Source organism: Aurantiacibacter sp. D1-12 (genome assembly GCF_028858515.1).
GTDB lineage: Bacteria > Pseudomonadota > Alphaproteobacteria > Sphingomonadales > Sphingomonadaceae > Alteraurantiacibacter.
This window is the reverse complement of record NZ_JAPJZJ010000002.1, coordinates 57,277-70,239: the sequence shown is the minus strand read 5'-3', so window position 1 is coordinate 70,239 and position 12,963 is coordinate 57,277. Positions and strand designations below refer to the sequence as shown.

Annotated in this window: 18 protein-coding genes; 8 read left to right on the top strand and 10 right to left on the bottom strand. The window is 61.1% G+C overall.

Going from position 1 to position 12,963, the window contains the following annotated elements:
• The first annotated feature begins 17 nt into the window (after positions 1 to 17).
• The 3 genes from OOZ52_RS04480 (at position 18) to OOZ52_RS04470 (ending at position 1,614) form a co-directional block, all read left to right on the top strand.
• Positions 18 to 233: a helix-turn-helix transcriptional regulator gene (locus tag OOZ52_RS04480; protein ID WP_274697307.1), complete on the top strand. Its 216-nt coding sequence runs from the start codon at positions 18 to 20 to the stop codon at positions 231 to 233.
• A complete protein-coding gene (locus OOZ52_RS04475; RefSeq protein WP_274697306.1) occupies positions 220 to 879 on the top strand; it encodes a hypothetical protein in 660 nt (219 codons plus the stop codon). The genes OOZ52_RS04480 and OOZ52_RS04475 overlap by 14 nt, the downstream gene beginning before the upstream one ends.
• Before the next feature lie 78 nt (positions 880 to 957).
• Positions 958 to 1,614, top strand: coding sequence for a hypothetical protein (locus tag OOZ52_RS04470; protein ID WP_274697305.1), 657 nt, complete (start codon positions 958 to 960; stop codon positions 1,612 to 1,614).
• A 106-nt stretch (positions 1,615 to 1,720) separates the two neighbouring features.
• Here OOZ52_RS04470 and glnA read toward each other — a convergent pair whose 3' ends face one another.
• The 5 genes from glnA to OOZ52_RS04445 all read right to left on the bottom strand — a co-directional run bounded on the left by glnA (position 1,721) and on the right by OOZ52_RS04445 (position 6,507).
• Positions 1,721 to 3,130, bottom strand: coding sequence for a type I glutamate--ammonia ligase (gene glnA, locus OOZ52_RS04465; RefSeq protein ID WP_274697304.1), 1,410 nt, complete (start codon positions 3,128 to 3,130; stop codon positions 1,721 to 1,723).
• Between the two features lie 57 nt (positions 3,131 to 3,187).
• On the bottom strand, positions 3,188 to 3,526 hold the full coding sequence (locus tag OOZ52_RS04460; RefSeq protein WP_274697303.1) for a P-II family nitrogen regulator: 339 nt from the start codon (positions 3,524 to 3,526) through the stop codon (positions 3,188 to 3,190).
• A gap of 241 nt (positions 3,527 to 3,767) precedes the next feature.
• A complete protein-coding gene (gene argC, locus OOZ52_RS04455) occupies positions 3,768 to 4,694 on the bottom strand; it encodes an N-acetyl-gamma-glutamyl-phosphate reductase (protein ID WP_274697302.1) in 927 nt (308 codons plus the stop codon).
• Positions 4,694 to 5,032: a hypothetical protein gene (locus OOZ52_RS04450; RefSeq protein WP_274697301.1), complete on the bottom strand. Its 339-nt coding sequence runs from the start codon at positions 5,030 to 5,032 to the stop codon at positions 4,694 to 4,696. Before OOZ52_RS04450 ends, argC begins: the two co-directional genes overlap by 1 nt.
• Positions 5,033 to 5,124: 92 nt before the next feature.
• On the bottom strand, positions 5,125 to 6,507 hold the full coding sequence (locus OOZ52_RS04445; RefSeq protein WP_274697300.1) for a leucyl aminopeptidase family protein: 1,383 nt from the start codon (positions 6,505 to 6,507) through the stop codon (positions 5,125 to 5,127).
• 106 nt (positions 6,508 to 6,613) lie between these two features.
• On the opposite strand from OOZ52_RS04445, the gene OOZ52_RS04440 reads away from it, so the two are divergent.
• From OOZ52_RS04440 to OOZ52_RS04430, 3 genes are all read left to right on the top strand, one after another.
• Positions 6,614 to 7,375: a DUF4163 domain-containing protein gene (locus tag OOZ52_RS04440; RefSeq protein ID WP_274697299.1), complete on the top strand. Its 762-nt coding sequence runs from the start codon at positions 6,614 to 6,616 to the stop codon at positions 7,373 to 7,375.
• A 42-nt stretch (positions 7,376 to 7,417) separates the two neighbouring features.
• A complete protein-coding gene (gene map, locus OOZ52_RS04435; protein WP_274697298.1) occupies positions 7,418 to 8,242 on the top strand; it encodes a type I methionyl aminopeptidase in 825 nt (274 codons plus the stop codon).
• Between the two features lie 68 nt (positions 8,243 to 8,310).
• On the top strand, positions 8,311 to 8,682 hold the full coding sequence (locus OOZ52_RS04430; protein ID WP_274697297.1) for a c-type cytochrome: 372 nt from the start codon (positions 8,311 to 8,313) through the stop codon (positions 8,680 to 8,682).
• A 4-nt stretch (positions 8,683 to 8,686) separates the two neighbouring features.
• On the opposite strand, the gene OOZ52_RS04425 is transcribed toward OOZ52_RS04430, so the two are convergent.
• The 3 genes from OOZ52_RS04425 to ccmA all read right to left on the bottom strand — a co-directional run bounded on the left by OOZ52_RS04425 (position 8,687) and on the right by ccmA (position 10,397).
• Positions 8,687 to 9,079: a DoxX family protein gene (locus tag OOZ52_RS04425; protein WP_274697296.1), complete on the bottom strand. Its 393-nt coding sequence runs from the start codon at positions 9,077 to 9,079 to the stop codon at positions 8,687 to 8,689.
• Positions 9,080 to 9,156: 77 nt separating this feature from the next.
• Complete coding sequence (locus OOZ52_RS04420; protein WP_274697295.1) at positions 9,157 to 9,816, bottom strand: heme exporter protein CcmB; 660 nt, start codon at positions 9,814 to 9,816, stop codon at positions 9,157 to 9,159.
• Positions 9,813 to 10,397, bottom strand: coding sequence for a heme ABC exporter ATP-binding protein CcmA (gene ccmA / locus OOZ52_RS04415; RefSeq protein ID WP_274697294.1), 585 nt, complete (start codon positions 10,395 to 10,397; stop codon positions 9,813 to 9,815). The genes OOZ52_RS04420 and ccmA overlap by 4 nt, the downstream gene beginning before the upstream one ends.
• Positions 10,398 to 10,448: 51 nt before the next feature.
• Between ccmA and OOZ52_RS04410 the strand changes: the two genes are divergently transcribed.
• Both OOZ52_RS04410 and OOZ52_RS04405 read left to right on the top strand, forming a co-directional pair.
• Complete coding sequence (locus tag OOZ52_RS04410) at positions 10,449 to 10,742, top strand: 4a-hydroxytetrahydrobiopterin dehydratase (protein ID WP_274697293.1); 294 nt, start codon at positions 10,449 to 10,451, stop codon at positions 10,740 to 10,742.
• On the top strand, positions 10,739 to 11,245 hold the full coding sequence (locus OOZ52_RS04405) for a DUF1697 domain-containing protein (protein WP_274697292.1): 507 nt from the start codon (positions 10,739 to 10,741) through the stop codon (positions 11,243 to 11,245). The genes OOZ52_RS04410 and OOZ52_RS04405 overlap by 4 nt, the downstream gene beginning before the upstream one ends.
• Here the strand turns inward: OOZ52_RS04405 and OOZ52_RS04400 are convergent.
• Together OOZ52_RS04400 and OOZ52_RS04395 are read right to left on the bottom strand one after the other, a co-directional pair.
• Positions 11,242 to 12,072 (bottom strand): SDR family oxidoreductase, encoded by an 831-nt coding sequence (locus OOZ52_RS04400; protein WP_274697291.1) that lies wholly within the window; start codon positions 12,070 to 12,072, stop codon positions 11,242 to 11,244. The genes OOZ52_RS04405 and OOZ52_RS04400 overlap by 4 nt on opposite strands.
• 50 nt (positions 12,073 to 12,122) lie before the next feature.
• A complete protein-coding gene (locus OOZ52_RS04395) occupies positions 12,123 to 12,938 on the bottom strand; it encodes an SDR family oxidoreductase (protein WP_274697290.1) in 816 nt (271 codons plus the stop codon).
• Positions 12,939 to 12,963 lie beyond the last annotated feature (25 nt).

Sequence of the window (12,963 nt, the reverse complement as noted above, 5' to 3'; positions counted from 1 at the left end):
GCAGAGAAGGTGATTCGTTGAACAATCGCGTCAAGCAATTCCGGGAAGGGCAGGGGTGGAGCCAGGGTGAACTGGCGAAGCGGCTCGGCGTGTCCCGGCAGACGATCAACGCGGTCGAAACCGACAAATACGATCCCTCCCTGCCACTGGCATTGCGCATGGCGAAGCTGTTCGGCGTTGCCGTGCCGGACATATTTATCGACGATTGGGAACCGGAAAATGACAGAGACTGAATTCGAAGCCGCCGAAAAGAAGCGCAAGCTGAAGAAGACCCTGTTCGCCCTGGCGATGGGCGGGGTCGTCGGTTTTCTAGGGGCGATGGCGGTCATGCGCGTTCTGGAATCGGAAAGGTTTGCATCGGGCGGAGCCTCGGTGGAGGTCGCATCGCTGGTCGGGATGATCTATCTGGTTACTGGCCTGTTCGTCGGCCTGGGTGCGCTGGTCCCCAACGCGGGCGCCAAAGTCCTCAATGTGGAGGATGCGGATGAACTGCGAGAGCAACGTGCGATGCTGCTCTATTCGTCCATCGGCATGGTCGTGGCGGCAATTGCCCTTATCGTGGTGGCGCATGGAGGCGCGGCCGGCGCGATCAATCCCGATGTGGCCTTGGGCGTTTACATTGTGACCAGCATTATCGCAGTCGCCGTGTCGCTCAAATCGCGCCGCCACTCGGATGAGCTCATGCGCGCTGTCAGCACGGAAACCGCGTCGATGTCGTTCTACCTCCTGGCCTTGATCGGCGGGACCTGGGCGGTGCTCGCCCACCTGCAATATGTCACCGCACCCACACCGCTCGACTGGTTGACCATGTTCTGGAGCCTGATGCTCCTCGCGGCTTTCATCGTGACTGCGAAGCGCGGAATGATGGCAATGCGTTGATCCGCGAGGATTTTTTTGAAATGCAGGAGCGCTGTGTTATCATAGTATGATAGCCCCTTTCGGCCGATGGAGACACGCATGAATACCTTTCGCACAGCAGCATTCGCAGCGCTGCTTTTCGCCTCCGCAGCGCAGGCGCAGGACAGTGCTTGGTACGATGCTCTGGAGGGCCTGAGCGCTTCCGAAATGGGCGCAGTGATGCTGGAGGGACAGGAGCACGGCACCGTCGTCAGGATCGAAGACCGGACTCAGGGCATGACTCCGCCGGGCTTTCGCGACTATACGCTCCTCGAACGGCCCGAGCGGGAGGGGGATGCCTGCACAAGGACCTCTTGGAACGTCACCCTGAACACGATGGAAGGCGGCGTATCGACGCACAGCGCACGGTCTTCCCGGCAAGTGGCCTTTTCACCCCACGATCCGTGCGAATTTGCCGACTTCGCTACGCTGGCAGAAGAGGTCTCCACGGATGAAGCGATCGCCATGCTGCAATTGACGGGGGATTTCTCCGCATCAGATCGCGCGATTGCATGTCGCGACGAAACGGATTCTGACTTTTGCCAGTCCGACGATTACACGCGTATGACGGTTGGCTATCTGAAGCTTAACCGCATCGCGCAGCTGGACGATGGCGGCTACCGCCTCTGGATGGGCCAGCCCTTCACGCAGTTGGAGGTCCCGGCGGACGAGAGCGCGCCTATTTCGATCGTGCGTCGCATCCCCGCGCCTTTCTGAAGGCCAAACGGTCAGAACCCAAAAGGCCGCCCGGATTGCTCCGGACGGCCTTTTCGTTTGCGCTATAGCTTGAAAGCAAAGGGCGCGGCGGCCTCTCGCACACTAATCACGAGCTGTAATACATATCGAATTCGACTGGGCTCGGCGTCGTCTCGAAGCGCAGGACGTCTTCCCACTTCAGGTCCATGTAGGCGTCGATCTGGTCCTTGGTGAACACGTCGCCCTTCAGCAGGAACTCATGATCGTCGCGCAGGGCCAGCAGGGCTTCGCGCAAACTTCCGCAAACGGTCGGAACGTCGGCGAGCTCTGCCGGGGGCAGGTCATAAAGGTTCTTGTCCATCGCATCGCCCGGGTGGATCTTGTTCTCGATCCCGTCGAGACCCGCCATCAGCAGCGCAGCGAACGAGAGGTACGGGTTGGCGAGGGCATCGGGGAAACGGAATTCCACGCGTTTGGCCTTCTCGCCCGAACCGTATGGAATACGGCACGAAGCAGAGCGGTTGCGCGCCGAGTAGGCGAGCAGTACCGGAGCCTCGAATCCCGGGACCAGACGCTTGTAGCTGTTGGTGGTGGGGTTGGTGAAGGCGTTCAGCGCCTTGGCGTGCTTGATGACACCGCCGATGTAGTGGAGGCAGGTTTCCGACAGGCCGGCATATTCATTGCCAGCGAAAGTCGGTTTGCCATCTTTCCAGATCGACATGTGGGTGTGCATGCCCGAACCGTTATCGTCCTTGATCGGCTTGGGCATGAAGGTTGCGGTCTTGCCGTAGGCGTGGGCGACCTGCTGCACGACATACTTGTATATCTGCACACGGTCGGCGGTCTGCGTCAGCGTGCCGAAGGTAATGCCAAGCTCGTGCTGTGCGGCGGCCACTTCGTGATGGTGCTTATCCATCGGCAGGCCCATTTCCATCATGGTCGAAACCATTTCAGCGCGGATGTCCACGGCGCTATCGACCGGAGAGACGGGGAAATAGCCGCCCTTGGCGCGCGGGCGGTGACCCATGTTGCCGCCTTCGAAATCGCTGCCCGAATTGGTCGGCAGCTCGACATCGTCGATGGCGAAGCCGGAGGACGAGTAACCGTCTTCAAAGCGGACATCGTCGAACATGAAAAACTCGGGTTCCGGGCCGACGTAGACGGTGTCACCGATGCCGGTGCTCTTCAGATAGGCTTCGGCGCGCTTTGCAGTTGAGCGCGGATCACGCGAATAGAGCTCGCCATTGCTCGGCTCCACGATGTCGCAGTTGATGACCATCATCGGCGTCGCGCTGAACGGATCGATCCAGGTTTCGGTGAGGTCCGGCTTCAGGATCATGTCGCTTTCGTTGATCGTCTTCCAGCCTTCGATGGAAGAGCCGTCGAACATCATGCCTTCTTCCAGCATGTCTTCGTCGACAACAGAGGCGCACATGGAAAGGTGCTGCCATTTGCCCTTGGGATCGGTGAAGCGGACATCGACCCATTCGATTTCCTCGTCAGCGATCTGCTTCACGATATCAGCTGCACTAGCCATTGTACTTTGTCCTCCGGAACGTGGAAATTGGTGTAATCTTGGTGCGGGTTTTGCGCGTCAGAGCGCGGCGTCATCCTGTTCGCCGGTGCGAATGCGGATGGCGGTGGTGATGTCGGAAACGAAGATCTTGCCATCGCCGATGCGGCCGGTTTGCGCGGCCCCCGCAATGGCTTCGACAACCTGATCGGCCAGGCTGGAAGGTACTACGACCTCCAGCTTCACCTTGGGCAGGAAATCGACCACATATTCGGCCCCGCGATAGAGCTCTGTATGCCCCTTCTGCCGGCCGAAGCCCTTCGCTTCTGTCACGGTGATGCCGGAAACGCCGACTTCGTGCAGCGCGTCCTTCACCTCGTCCAGCTTGAAGGGTTTGATGATGGCTTCGATCTTCTTCACTTTGCGCCCCTTTGGTATTGACGGACCTTGCCTTGTTTCAGCGAGTGAATGGCCCGCCTGGTTCCCGCGCGGCACGTATCAAGAATCGTGCCAGACTTGCGGCTGCGAGCCTAACCAATCGCGCGCGTAAGCAAAAGGCGGCACTCGGGTCAGGGCGGGGGATGAAACCGGGCCTGCCGGCGCAGGAATTCTGGTCAAATTTCGGGCAGGCGTGCCTAATTGATAGGCATGATGAGAGTGCCTAGATGCGCAGTCCGGCCAGCTCGTCTGATCCGGACATGAGATTGAGCGACTGCACCGCCGCTCCGCTGGCGCCTTTACCGAGATTATCGAGCCGTGCGATGAGTCGTACCGTTTCCTCATCGGCATCGGAACAGACCCACAGGTCAAGCCGGTCAGACGGGCCCTGCTCGCGTCGAAGAACCAGCTCGTCCGGCTGGTCTTCATGCACAGTCACAAGCGGTGCCTCGGCATAATAGCGGGCGAGCTCTGCGCGCAGTTTTTCCGCTTTCGCGGCGTTACGCATGGCGGCGATGTGCACCGGCACTTCCACGATCATGCCGCGGAAGGCGGGCACGACGGCAGGGGCGAAAACCGGGTTGTGCTCCAGCCCGGCCTTGCTCTTCATTTCAGTGAGATGCTTGTGGTCGAGCGACATGCCATAGGCGCGATAGGCGATATCGCTTTCATCCTCGAACCGCTTGATCAGGCCCTTGCCACCGCCCGAATAGCCCGAAACACCGCTGACCGTGTAAGGCCAGTCACGCGGCAGAAGGCGTGCACGGATGAGCGGAGCCATCAGCGCCAGAAAGCCAGTGGGATAACACCCGGGGTTGGCCACACGCTTCGCATTGACGATCGCCTGCGGACCGACAAGTTCGGGAAAGCCATAGGTCCACCCCGGTGCGCCGCGATGCGCTGACGATGCATCGATGACACGTGTGTTGCCGTCCTCATTGAGCATGGCCACGGCTTCCACTGCTGCTTCATCAGGCAGGCACAGGATAGCAAAATCGGCAAAGTTCAGTGCAGTGCGGCGGCAATCGGGATCCTTGCGCTCGGCATCGCTGAGACGGATGATCTCGAATTCCTCGCGGCCTTCCAGCCGGTCGGCAATCTCAAGGCCGGTCGTGCCTTCGGCGCCGTCGATGAAGACGGTGTGCGTCATTAGACTGTGGCTTCCAGCCGGTCTGCGCGGATGTAGCCCACGGGGCCTTCGACAGAGAGGCAGCCCCAGGCCCATTTGCCCGCGACATCCAGCACTTCAAAGCTGTCGCCTTCCATCAGGACGCACAGTTCCTCTGCCGCATCGTCAGGCGCGGTCAACAGCGGTGCACCCCCCGGCATCACCGTGCGCGGTTGGGGCACGGCATAGTGCGGAACAAAGTGCTTTCCGGCGAGTGCAATATGCGCCAGATCCCCGCGGAGCGGCACCTTGTGCGGATCAGGTCGCGTAACAGCACTGCTCAGGACAAAAGGTCCCTGCGTTTGACTGTTGCCGGTCATGGTATCGTTCTGGCTCAATGCCCGTCCTGAATAGTGTTAAAAACCGAAAGGCCGCGCTTAGACGCAGGAGCCTTCGTGCACAAGTTTGCCGCTTAGCCGTAGCGACCGCGCAGCATGTGGAACGCCGCGCGCAGACCCAGTGCCGCGCCGCCCTTGGGGCGACCGGGTTTGGAGAAGGGGCGCCATGCGAAGGTATCGAAGTGCGCCCAGTCGATATCGTCACCAACAAACTTGTCGAGGAAGTTCGCCGCCACGCTTGCCCCGGCATAGCCGTTGGAGTGCGAGTTGTTGGTGTCGGCGATCGAGGACTTCAGGTACTCGGCATAGGGATCCCACAGTGGCAGACGCCACGGTTCGTCATCGTGCGCCTTGCCCGCGCCGATCAGCTGTTCGGCGGTCTCGTCCCGCCGGGTGAACAGGGCAGGGAGGTCCGGACCCACGGCAACGCGCGCTGCGCCGGTCAGCGTCGCAAAGTCGATGATCAATTCGGGATCATGCTCGCTGGCAAGGTGCAGCGCATCGCCAAGGATCAGGCGACCTTCGGCATCGGTATTGCTGATTTCTACCGTCAGTCCCTTGCGGCTGTCGAGCACGTCACCGGGGCGGAAGGCATTGCCCGCCACCGAGTTTTCGACCGCCGGGACAATGCAGTGGAGCCGGACCTTGAGGCCTGTCTTCATGATCAGGTCAGCGAGCGCCAGCGCGTGGGCACCTCCGCCCATGTCCTTCTTCATCAGCAGCATGCCGCGCGGTGATTTCATCGAAAGACCGCCCGAATCGAAGCACACGCCCTTGCCGACAATGGCAACACGCGGGTGGCTTTCATCGCCCCATTCGATCTGCAGCAGGCGCGGCGCATGGCTGCGCGCGGCGGCGCGGCCCACAGCGTGGACCATCGGATAGCCGGTCTCCAGCGCATCTCCGCGGATGACGGTGAAATCGGCCTTGTTGTCCTTGGCGATCCGCTCGGCTTCCTCTTCCAGCGCGGCTGGCCCCATGTCCTCTGCCGGGGTGTTGACGAGGTCAGCGACGAGCGAGCTCGCCTGCGCCTCGGCAACCACCATGTCGATCTTGGCAACATCCTTGGTCAGCAGGACGCGCGGTCCTTCGGCATCGTCATCCTGCTTGTAGCGGGTGAATTCGTATTGCGCGGTCAGCCAGCCGAATTTGGCAGCACCGGGCTGACGGTCGGCAAGGCGATAGGTGCCTTCGGGCAGGTCGTCCGCCAGTTTGGCAAGGCACCAGCTGGAAAGCTCTTCCGGATTGGCCACTCCGCCAACGGCAAACCAGCTGTCTCCATCGGGCACAATACCAACCTGGTATCCGCCGCCCTTGAACTTTTGCGCGGCAAGCGCGGCGCGTTGCGGGCCGCTCAATCCCTTGGCGAATTCATCGAACCCGTCTGTGTTGACGAGGTGGATCGCGATGGCATCCTGCCCGCGATCCGGCTGGATCAGATCAGTTGCAATAGTCATGCAATATCGCTTGCCGTTTTCCGCTGCGTTTGGGAAGAGCGCGTTTGTGAGAAGTCCAAGAATCACATGTGTTTTGGCATCTGCCCTGCTGCTGGCGGGCTGTGACATGTTTTCGGCTCCCGCTGACCCGAATGACCCGCCCCGGCCACCCGATGTGGAATTGCCTGACGGCACAGTGTCTCCTGTTCCGGTTGGTGGAGCGCGGACAGTATCGGAAGAAACCGACCTGTTTTTCTTCGAGTATTCCTATCCGCAGGCGGCAGGCGAAATCCCGCAGCTGGCGCAATGGCTCGATCAGCTGCTGGACCGTCGGCGCCAGGCGCTGGCAGCAGAAGCAGCCGAGGGGCGCGAGCGGGCGCGTAGCAACGGCTTCCCGTTCAATTCTTATTCCAGTGGCACCGCGTGGGAAGTGGTGGCGGACCTGCCCGGCTGGCTTAGCCTGTCCGCGGCGCTCGACAGCTATCAAGGCGGGGCGCATCCGAATTACGGATTTGACGCGATTGTGTGGGACAAGGCCAATGATCGCGCGCTGGAGCCGATTGCCATGTTCACCTCGGCAGAGGCTCTGGACGGTGCATTGGGAGAGCGGCTTTGTGATGCGCTCAATGCGGAGCGAGAACAGCGGCGCGGTATGCCGGTGGATCAGGAAGCTGGCGACGGGTTCAATTCCTGCATCACGCCGGACGAAACGAACCTCCTCTTGGGATCAAGCTCTGGCGAGCGTTTCGACCGGATCGGCATCCAGATCGCGCCCTACCTTGCCGGGCCTTATGCAGAGGGTTCGTACGAATTCACATTCGTGGTGGATGAACAGATCCTGGAAATCGTTAAGCCCCAGTATCGCGAGGCATTTGGCGCACCGCAATAAGACCGTCTCGCAATTGCAGCGCAGATCGCCTACATAGCCGCCATGACTCAATATCAGCACGTAACCGATGACATGTCCGTCTACCGTGATGGCACGATCAAGCTGCACGGGCCCGAAGGCTATGAAGGCATGCGTAAGGCAGGCCAGCTGGCGGCGCAGATACTCGACGAGATGACCGAGCGTGTGCAGCCCGGTGTCACCACAGGCGAGTTGGACGATATTGTGCGGCAGATGACGCTTGATGGCGGCGCGGTTCCGGCAACGCTCGGCTATCGCGGCTACACGCACAGCTGCTGCATCTCGATCAACCACGTGGTGTGCCACGGCATCCCGTCTGACAAGCGCCTGAAGGAAGGCGATATCGTCAATATCGATGTTACCCCGCTGCTTGACGGCTGGCATGGCGACACGAGCCGCATGTTCTTTGCGGGCGAGCCATCGCTCAAGGCCAAGAAACTCGTCGAAGTCACCTATGAGTGTCTGATGATCGGTATTGCACAGGTGCGCCCCGGCGCGCGGCTGGGTGATATCGGTGCGGCGATCCAGCAGCATGCCGAGCGGCAACGCTACGGCGTCGTGCGCGATTTCTGCGGGCATGGCCTTGGGCGCCTGTTCCATGATGCTCCCGAAGTGGTCCACGCGGCGCGCGCGGGCAGCGGGCCGGAACTGAAGGCGGGCATGTTCATGACCATCGAACCGATGATCAATCTGGGCCGCCCGCATGTGAAACTGCTTAACGACGGCTGGACCGCGGTAACACGCGACAAGTCACTGTCCGCGCAGTTCGAACACTCGATCGGCATTACCGAAGACGGGGCCGAGATTTTCACGAGTTCGCCCAAGGGCCTGCACAAACCGCCTTATTGATCTGCGTCAATTTCATGCGGGCATAAGCCTGCTACAACCTCCGTCAGACAGGCTGAGGGAGACTGACGATGCAATTGAAATCCGTTCTTATCGCAGCCGGAGCACTGATCCTGGCGGCTTGTCAGCATGCTGGTGCGGAAAGTCCGGTGCAGACGCAGGCTGCTGCTGACGAGGGTTCGGAAGGCCTTGCGCTGGCGCAGGCCGCATGTGCAGGCTGCCACTCGGTGGAGGCTTACGGCCTGTCACCCAACCCCGCTGCGCCCGAATGGCCGGTTATCGCGAACACGCAGGGCCTTACCCGGGAAACGCTGACCCACTGGCTCACCCAGGCGCACAATTACCCCGAGCAGATGGATTTCTACCTCGAGGAAGACGAGGTCGAGCTGCTTGTTGATTACATGCTGACCCTGCAGCGGGATGACTACCACCCGCCGTATTGACGGCTCACTCGGCGTCCGGTTTCGCCATGGCCGCGTCCACGCTCCAGATCCCTGCGCCCTTGGTGGCGATGAACAGGAAGGCGAAGCAATAGAGCGCGATCAGCTCACCGCCGTTGTTGATCGGGTAGAAACCGCCCGGTGCGTGGAACATCCAGTATCCGACCGCGGACATACCCGATGCAATGAAGGCTGCGGGTCGCGTGAACAAACCAATAGCGATCAGGACGCCGCCGATGACTTCGATGGTGGCGGCACCAAGCATCATCGGGGCAAGCTCTCCCGGCCCCTCTTTTGGGAAATCGAAGAACTTCTGCGTGCCGTGCTGCACGAACATCAGTCCGCTCATGATGCGCAGCAGTGCGTAGGCGTGGTCAGTGTACTTATCGAGAAACTTCATGGCATGCTCCCTGTATTTTTATTTTCGTTATTGTTTTGTCCCAGGATTCATTCGTGCGCAAGCCAGGGGCAGTTACGTTAGCCTTCTCGCGCAGCCCTGATCGCGGCTCCTCCAGCAAACGGCGCTATCGCGACCAGTACCAGACTGATCGCTCCGGTGAGCGCAATACCGCCTTCGCCGCCGCTCGATAGCGAGCCTGCGCCGAATATCAGCAGCGGAACGGCGAGGGGGATGGTGAGCAGGCCGGAAAGCGCTGCATTGCCTTTGAGGCCGACCGTCACCGAGGCGATGATAATGCCGATGGCGGCAAGGCCGGGCGTTCCCGCGAGCAGGCCGAGCAGCACCGTGTGCAGCGTTTCATTGTCGATGCCAACCAGCGCGCTTGCAGGGAAGGCGGCGAGGATGATGAAGGGACCGAAGCTCAGCCAGTGGGCGAGCAGGCGCACCGCGACCACCATTTCCTCGGCTATTCCGCGCAATGCCCACTGGTCGAAGAAACCGTTCTCGACATCGGGCGCGAGCAGACGGTCGAGTGGCAGGATGGCAGCAAGCAGGGCAGCAACCCAGATCACTCCGCCACCTGTTGCAGCGAGCAGCTCTGCGTCCGGCCCAATGGCGAAGGGATAGAGCATCGCTACCGCGAGGAAGAACAACAGCGGCAGCAGCGAATTGCCGCGTGTTGAACCGGGCAGGAAGGCCGCGAGATCGCGCTTGAGCAAGGCGCCGAGCGTGCTCATGCCTCGAACTCCGGCAGGTGTAGCGTCTTGACGCCGTCCATCGTAAAACTCTGGTGGCTCGCAACGAGCGCAATTCCGCCACCGCCGCAATGCAGCGCGAGCAGCGCCTCAAGCGCCTCGCACGCCTGCGTGTCGAGGCCGTTGAACGGCTCATCGAGCAGCCAGATATTCCGCCCGCCGTTCAGCAGCCGTGCAATGGCGGCACGCTTGCGCTGGCCGGTGGAGAGGTATCGCACAGGCACTTCGAGCAGGTCCTCGATCTGCATTGTGGCAAGCGACATTGCCGGATCGCTGCAGCTGTCCACCTGCTCCCAAAAGCGGAGCGCCTTGCCGAGCGGCAGGTGCTCGTCGAGCGCGAGCCTTTCGTCCAGTAGGCCCATGCTGCCCGAATGCTCGACGTGACCTGCAAAGGGCCGCAGCAATCCGGCGACTATGCGGATCAGGCTGGACTTGCCCGTACCGTTCGGCCCTGTCACATGGAGCGCCTGTCCCGCGCCGAGTTCGAGCGAGAGACCCGTAAACAGCAGCCGCTCTCCGCGGCGGCAGGCAAGGTCTTTTGCGGAAAGTCGGCACGGTTCCATCGCCGCAAGCGTTAGGGGGAAGACCCTGACGCCGCAAGAAAAGGAATACCAATGGCTGTTGCCAAACTGACCCGTGAAGAAGCCGAAGCCGGTCTCGCCAAGCTCACCGGCTGGCACTTTGACCGCGATGGTGATGCTATCAAGCGCACGTTCGAATTCGTCGATTTCGTCGAGGCATGGGGCTTTATGAGCCGCGTCGCGATCCTCGCGGAAAAGCAGGACCACCACCCTGAATGGTTCAACGTCTACAACCGGGTGGAAGTGACGTTGACGACGCACGATGCCGATGGCTTGTCAGAGCGGGACATGCGGCTGGCGGCGGATATGGATGCGCTGGTCGCGTGACCACCTGGATAGTCCTGCTGCGTGCGGTGAATGTGGGTGGCACCGGCAAGATCGCGATGGCGCCGCTGCGGGAAGCATTGGCCAAGTCCGGCTTTCCCGATGTCAGGAGCTATATCGCGAGTGGTAATCTCGTGTTCACCGGCCCGGACGATGTCGAGGCCGTCAGGGCGCAGTTGACTGCGGTCATTACCAAGGCGTTTGGCTGGTGCCCGGACCTGATCCTGCGCACTGCCGACGAAATCGCTGATGTGGAGACGCGTAATCCGTTTCCTGACGCGGCGGGCAACCAGTTGCTGGTGATCTTCACCGATGAGGCACCGTCAATCGACGGAATCCGGCATCAGGCAGACGAACAGCTCGCACCCGGCGAGCGCGAGGTTTTTGTACACTACCCGAGCGGTATGGGCACATCGAAAATGGTCGTTCCTGCTGCGAAAACCGGCACGGGCCGCAATATGAACACCGTTCGCAAGCTCGCGGCGATGGCAGCCGACCTTGCCTAGCTCCTAGCCGGGCGGCCTTCGCTGTCCTCATGTGCCTTGGCGAGAGTGCGCGCGCGTTTGCGCAGCACGCCGGGGAAGAACTTTCCGATAAAGCCCATCTTGCGCGCGGTCTTGCCGACGAGCGTGTGAACCTTGTCACCATGCACCGCGTTCCACGCTTCCTGCGCGACTTCCTCCACCGGCGTAAACTCGAGACCCGCTTTCACCACGCTATCGCGGATCGGGGTGTTGCGGCTGCGGTTGGGCGGGTTCTGCAGCAGCGGTGTGTCGATGAAGCTGGGCATGATGGATCGGACCTTGATGCCCAAATGGCTCCATTCGGCTTCCAGGCTCTCGGTCATGCTGCGCACGCCCGCCTTGGTTGCGCCATAAACGCTCTGGTTCGCCATGCCGTAGATCGCAGCCGCGCTGGCGGTGTTGAGCAGGCATGATCCGGGCGCTGCCGCCTTGAGGTAGGGGAAGGCCGCCTTCGCGCCATAGAACACTGCGCGCAGGTTTACGTCGAGCAGCAGGTCCATTTCCTCATGCGTCACTTCGGTCAGCGGGCCGCCCGAGGGGAGGCCGGCATTGTTGGCGAGCACGTGAAGCTGGCCACCTGTGACGAGGGTGAAATCCTTCAGCGCCTCGTCCCACGCTTCGCGGTCGGTGACGTCGAACTTGTAGGTCTTGCATTGGCCATCGGGAAGCAGCGCCTTGGTCTCATCCATCCCCTGCTGGTTGAGATCGGAAATGCCGACCATCCAGCCCTGGGCTGCAAAATGCTGCGCCATAGCGCGGCCGATGCCGCTGCCGCCGCCAGTAATGAAAATGCCTTTACGTGCTCGCATGCTTTGCCTCTCGTCTAAGCGTCCTGCTATCCGGTCAGAGAGGTTGCGCGTCAACCCATCAGCTTATCGCCGCGGTCCACCAGCTTGCGCGATTTGCTGCGAATGTAGCCCGGCATCCAGCGTGCAGCGCGGGCAACGAGCTGGGCGGTCTTGCCAATCGGATTGTGTAGCTTGCTGCCGTGGACGGCGCGCCAGAACGTTTCCGCCACTTCTTCCACTGGAGTGAATTCAAGGCCCGCGCTCTTCACGCTTTCGCGGATCGGCTTGTTGCTCTTGGCGTGGCTCGAATGCCGGAGCAACGGGGTGTCGATGTAGCTCGGCATAACGTCGGTCACACGAATGCCATCACCCGCCCATTCGATATCGAGGCTTTCGGTGATGGCGCGCACACCGAACTTGCTGGCGCAGTAGATCGTCATGCCGCCCTGGCCATACAGTCCTGCTGCGCTGCACGTGTTGACGAGGCACGACCCCGGACCCGCTTCTTTCAGGTACGGATAGGCTGCACGTGCACCGTAGATCACGCCATTGAGATTGATGTCGAGCGTGCGGTCGATCTCCTCGATCGAGAGATCGTGCAGCATGCCGCCCAGCGGCACTCCGGCATTGTTGGCGAGTGCATCAATCCGGCCACCGCAGGCGAGGTGGAAATCCTTGAGCGCGCGTTCCCATTGTTCGGGATCGCGCACATCCAGCTTGTGCGATGACCACGTGCCTTCGGGCAGCAAAGCGCCGGTTTCGGCCATGCCTGCCTCGTCAATATCGGCGAGGCCGACAAACCAGCTGCCACGCGAAAAGCGCTGCGCAACCGCACGGCCAATTCCGCTGCCGCCGCCTGTGATGAAAATGCTCTTGTAGTCAGTCATACCAAAAGGCTTATCACTACTGACA

Coding starts and splice junctions, on each gene's coding strand:
- OOZ52_RS04425 (WP_274697296.1), bottom strand. CDS start 9,079: ATGAAGTTTCTCGATAAGTACACTGACCACGCCTACGCACTGCTGCGC.
- argC (WP_274697302.1), bottom strand. CDS start 4,694: ATGACGCACACCGTCTTCATCGACGGCGCCGAAGGCACGACCGGCCTT.
- OOZ52_RS04395 (WP_274697290.1), bottom strand. CDS start 12,938: ATGACTGACTACAAGAGCATTTTCATCACAGGCGGCGGCAGCGGAATT.
- OOZ52_RS04450 (WP_274697301.1), bottom strand. CDS start 5,032: ATGACCGGCAACAGTCAAACGCAGGGACCTTTTGTCCTGAGCAGTGCT.
- OOZ52_RS04475 (WP_274697306.1), top strand. CDS start 220: ATGACAGAGACTGAATTCGAAGCCGCCGAAAAGAAGCGCAAGCTGAAG.
- map (WP_274697298.1), top strand. CDS start 7,418: ATGACTCAATATCAGCACGTAACCGATGACATGTCCGTCTACCGTGAT.
- glnA (WP_274697304.1), bottom strand. CDS start 3,130: ATGGCTAGTGCAGCTGATATCGTGAAGCAGATCGCTGACGAGGAAATC.
- OOZ52_RS04410 (WP_274697293.1), top strand. CDS start 10,449: ATGGCTGTTGCCAAACTGACCCGTGAAGAAGCCGAAGCCGGTCTCGCC.
- OOZ52_RS04470 (WP_274697305.1), top strand. CDS start 958: ATGAATACCTTTCGCACAGCAGCATTCGCAGCGCTGCTTTTCGCCTCC.
- ccmA (WP_274697294.1), bottom strand. CDS start 10,397: ATGGAACCGTGCCGACTTTCCGCAAAAGACCTTGCCTGCCGCCGCGGA.
- OOZ52_RS04445 (WP_274697300.1), bottom strand. CDS start 6,507: ATGACTATTGCAACTGATCTGATCCAGCCGGATCGCGGGCAGGATGCC.
- OOZ52_RS04400 (WP_274697291.1), bottom strand. CDS start 12,072: ATGCGAGCACGTAAAGGCATTTTCATTACTGGCGGCGGCAGCGGCATC.
- OOZ52_RS04430 (WP_274697297.1), top strand. CDS start 8,311: ATGCAATTGAAATCCGTTCTTATCGCAGCCGGAGCACTGATCCTGGCG.
- OOZ52_RS04420 (WP_274697295.1), bottom strand. CDS start 9,816: ATGAGCACGCTCGGCGCCTTGCTCAAGCGCGATCTCGCGGCCTTCCTG.
- OOZ52_RS04440 (WP_274697299.1), top strand. CDS start 6,614: ATGTTTTCGGCTCCCGCTGACCCGAATGACCCGCCCCGGCCACCCGAT.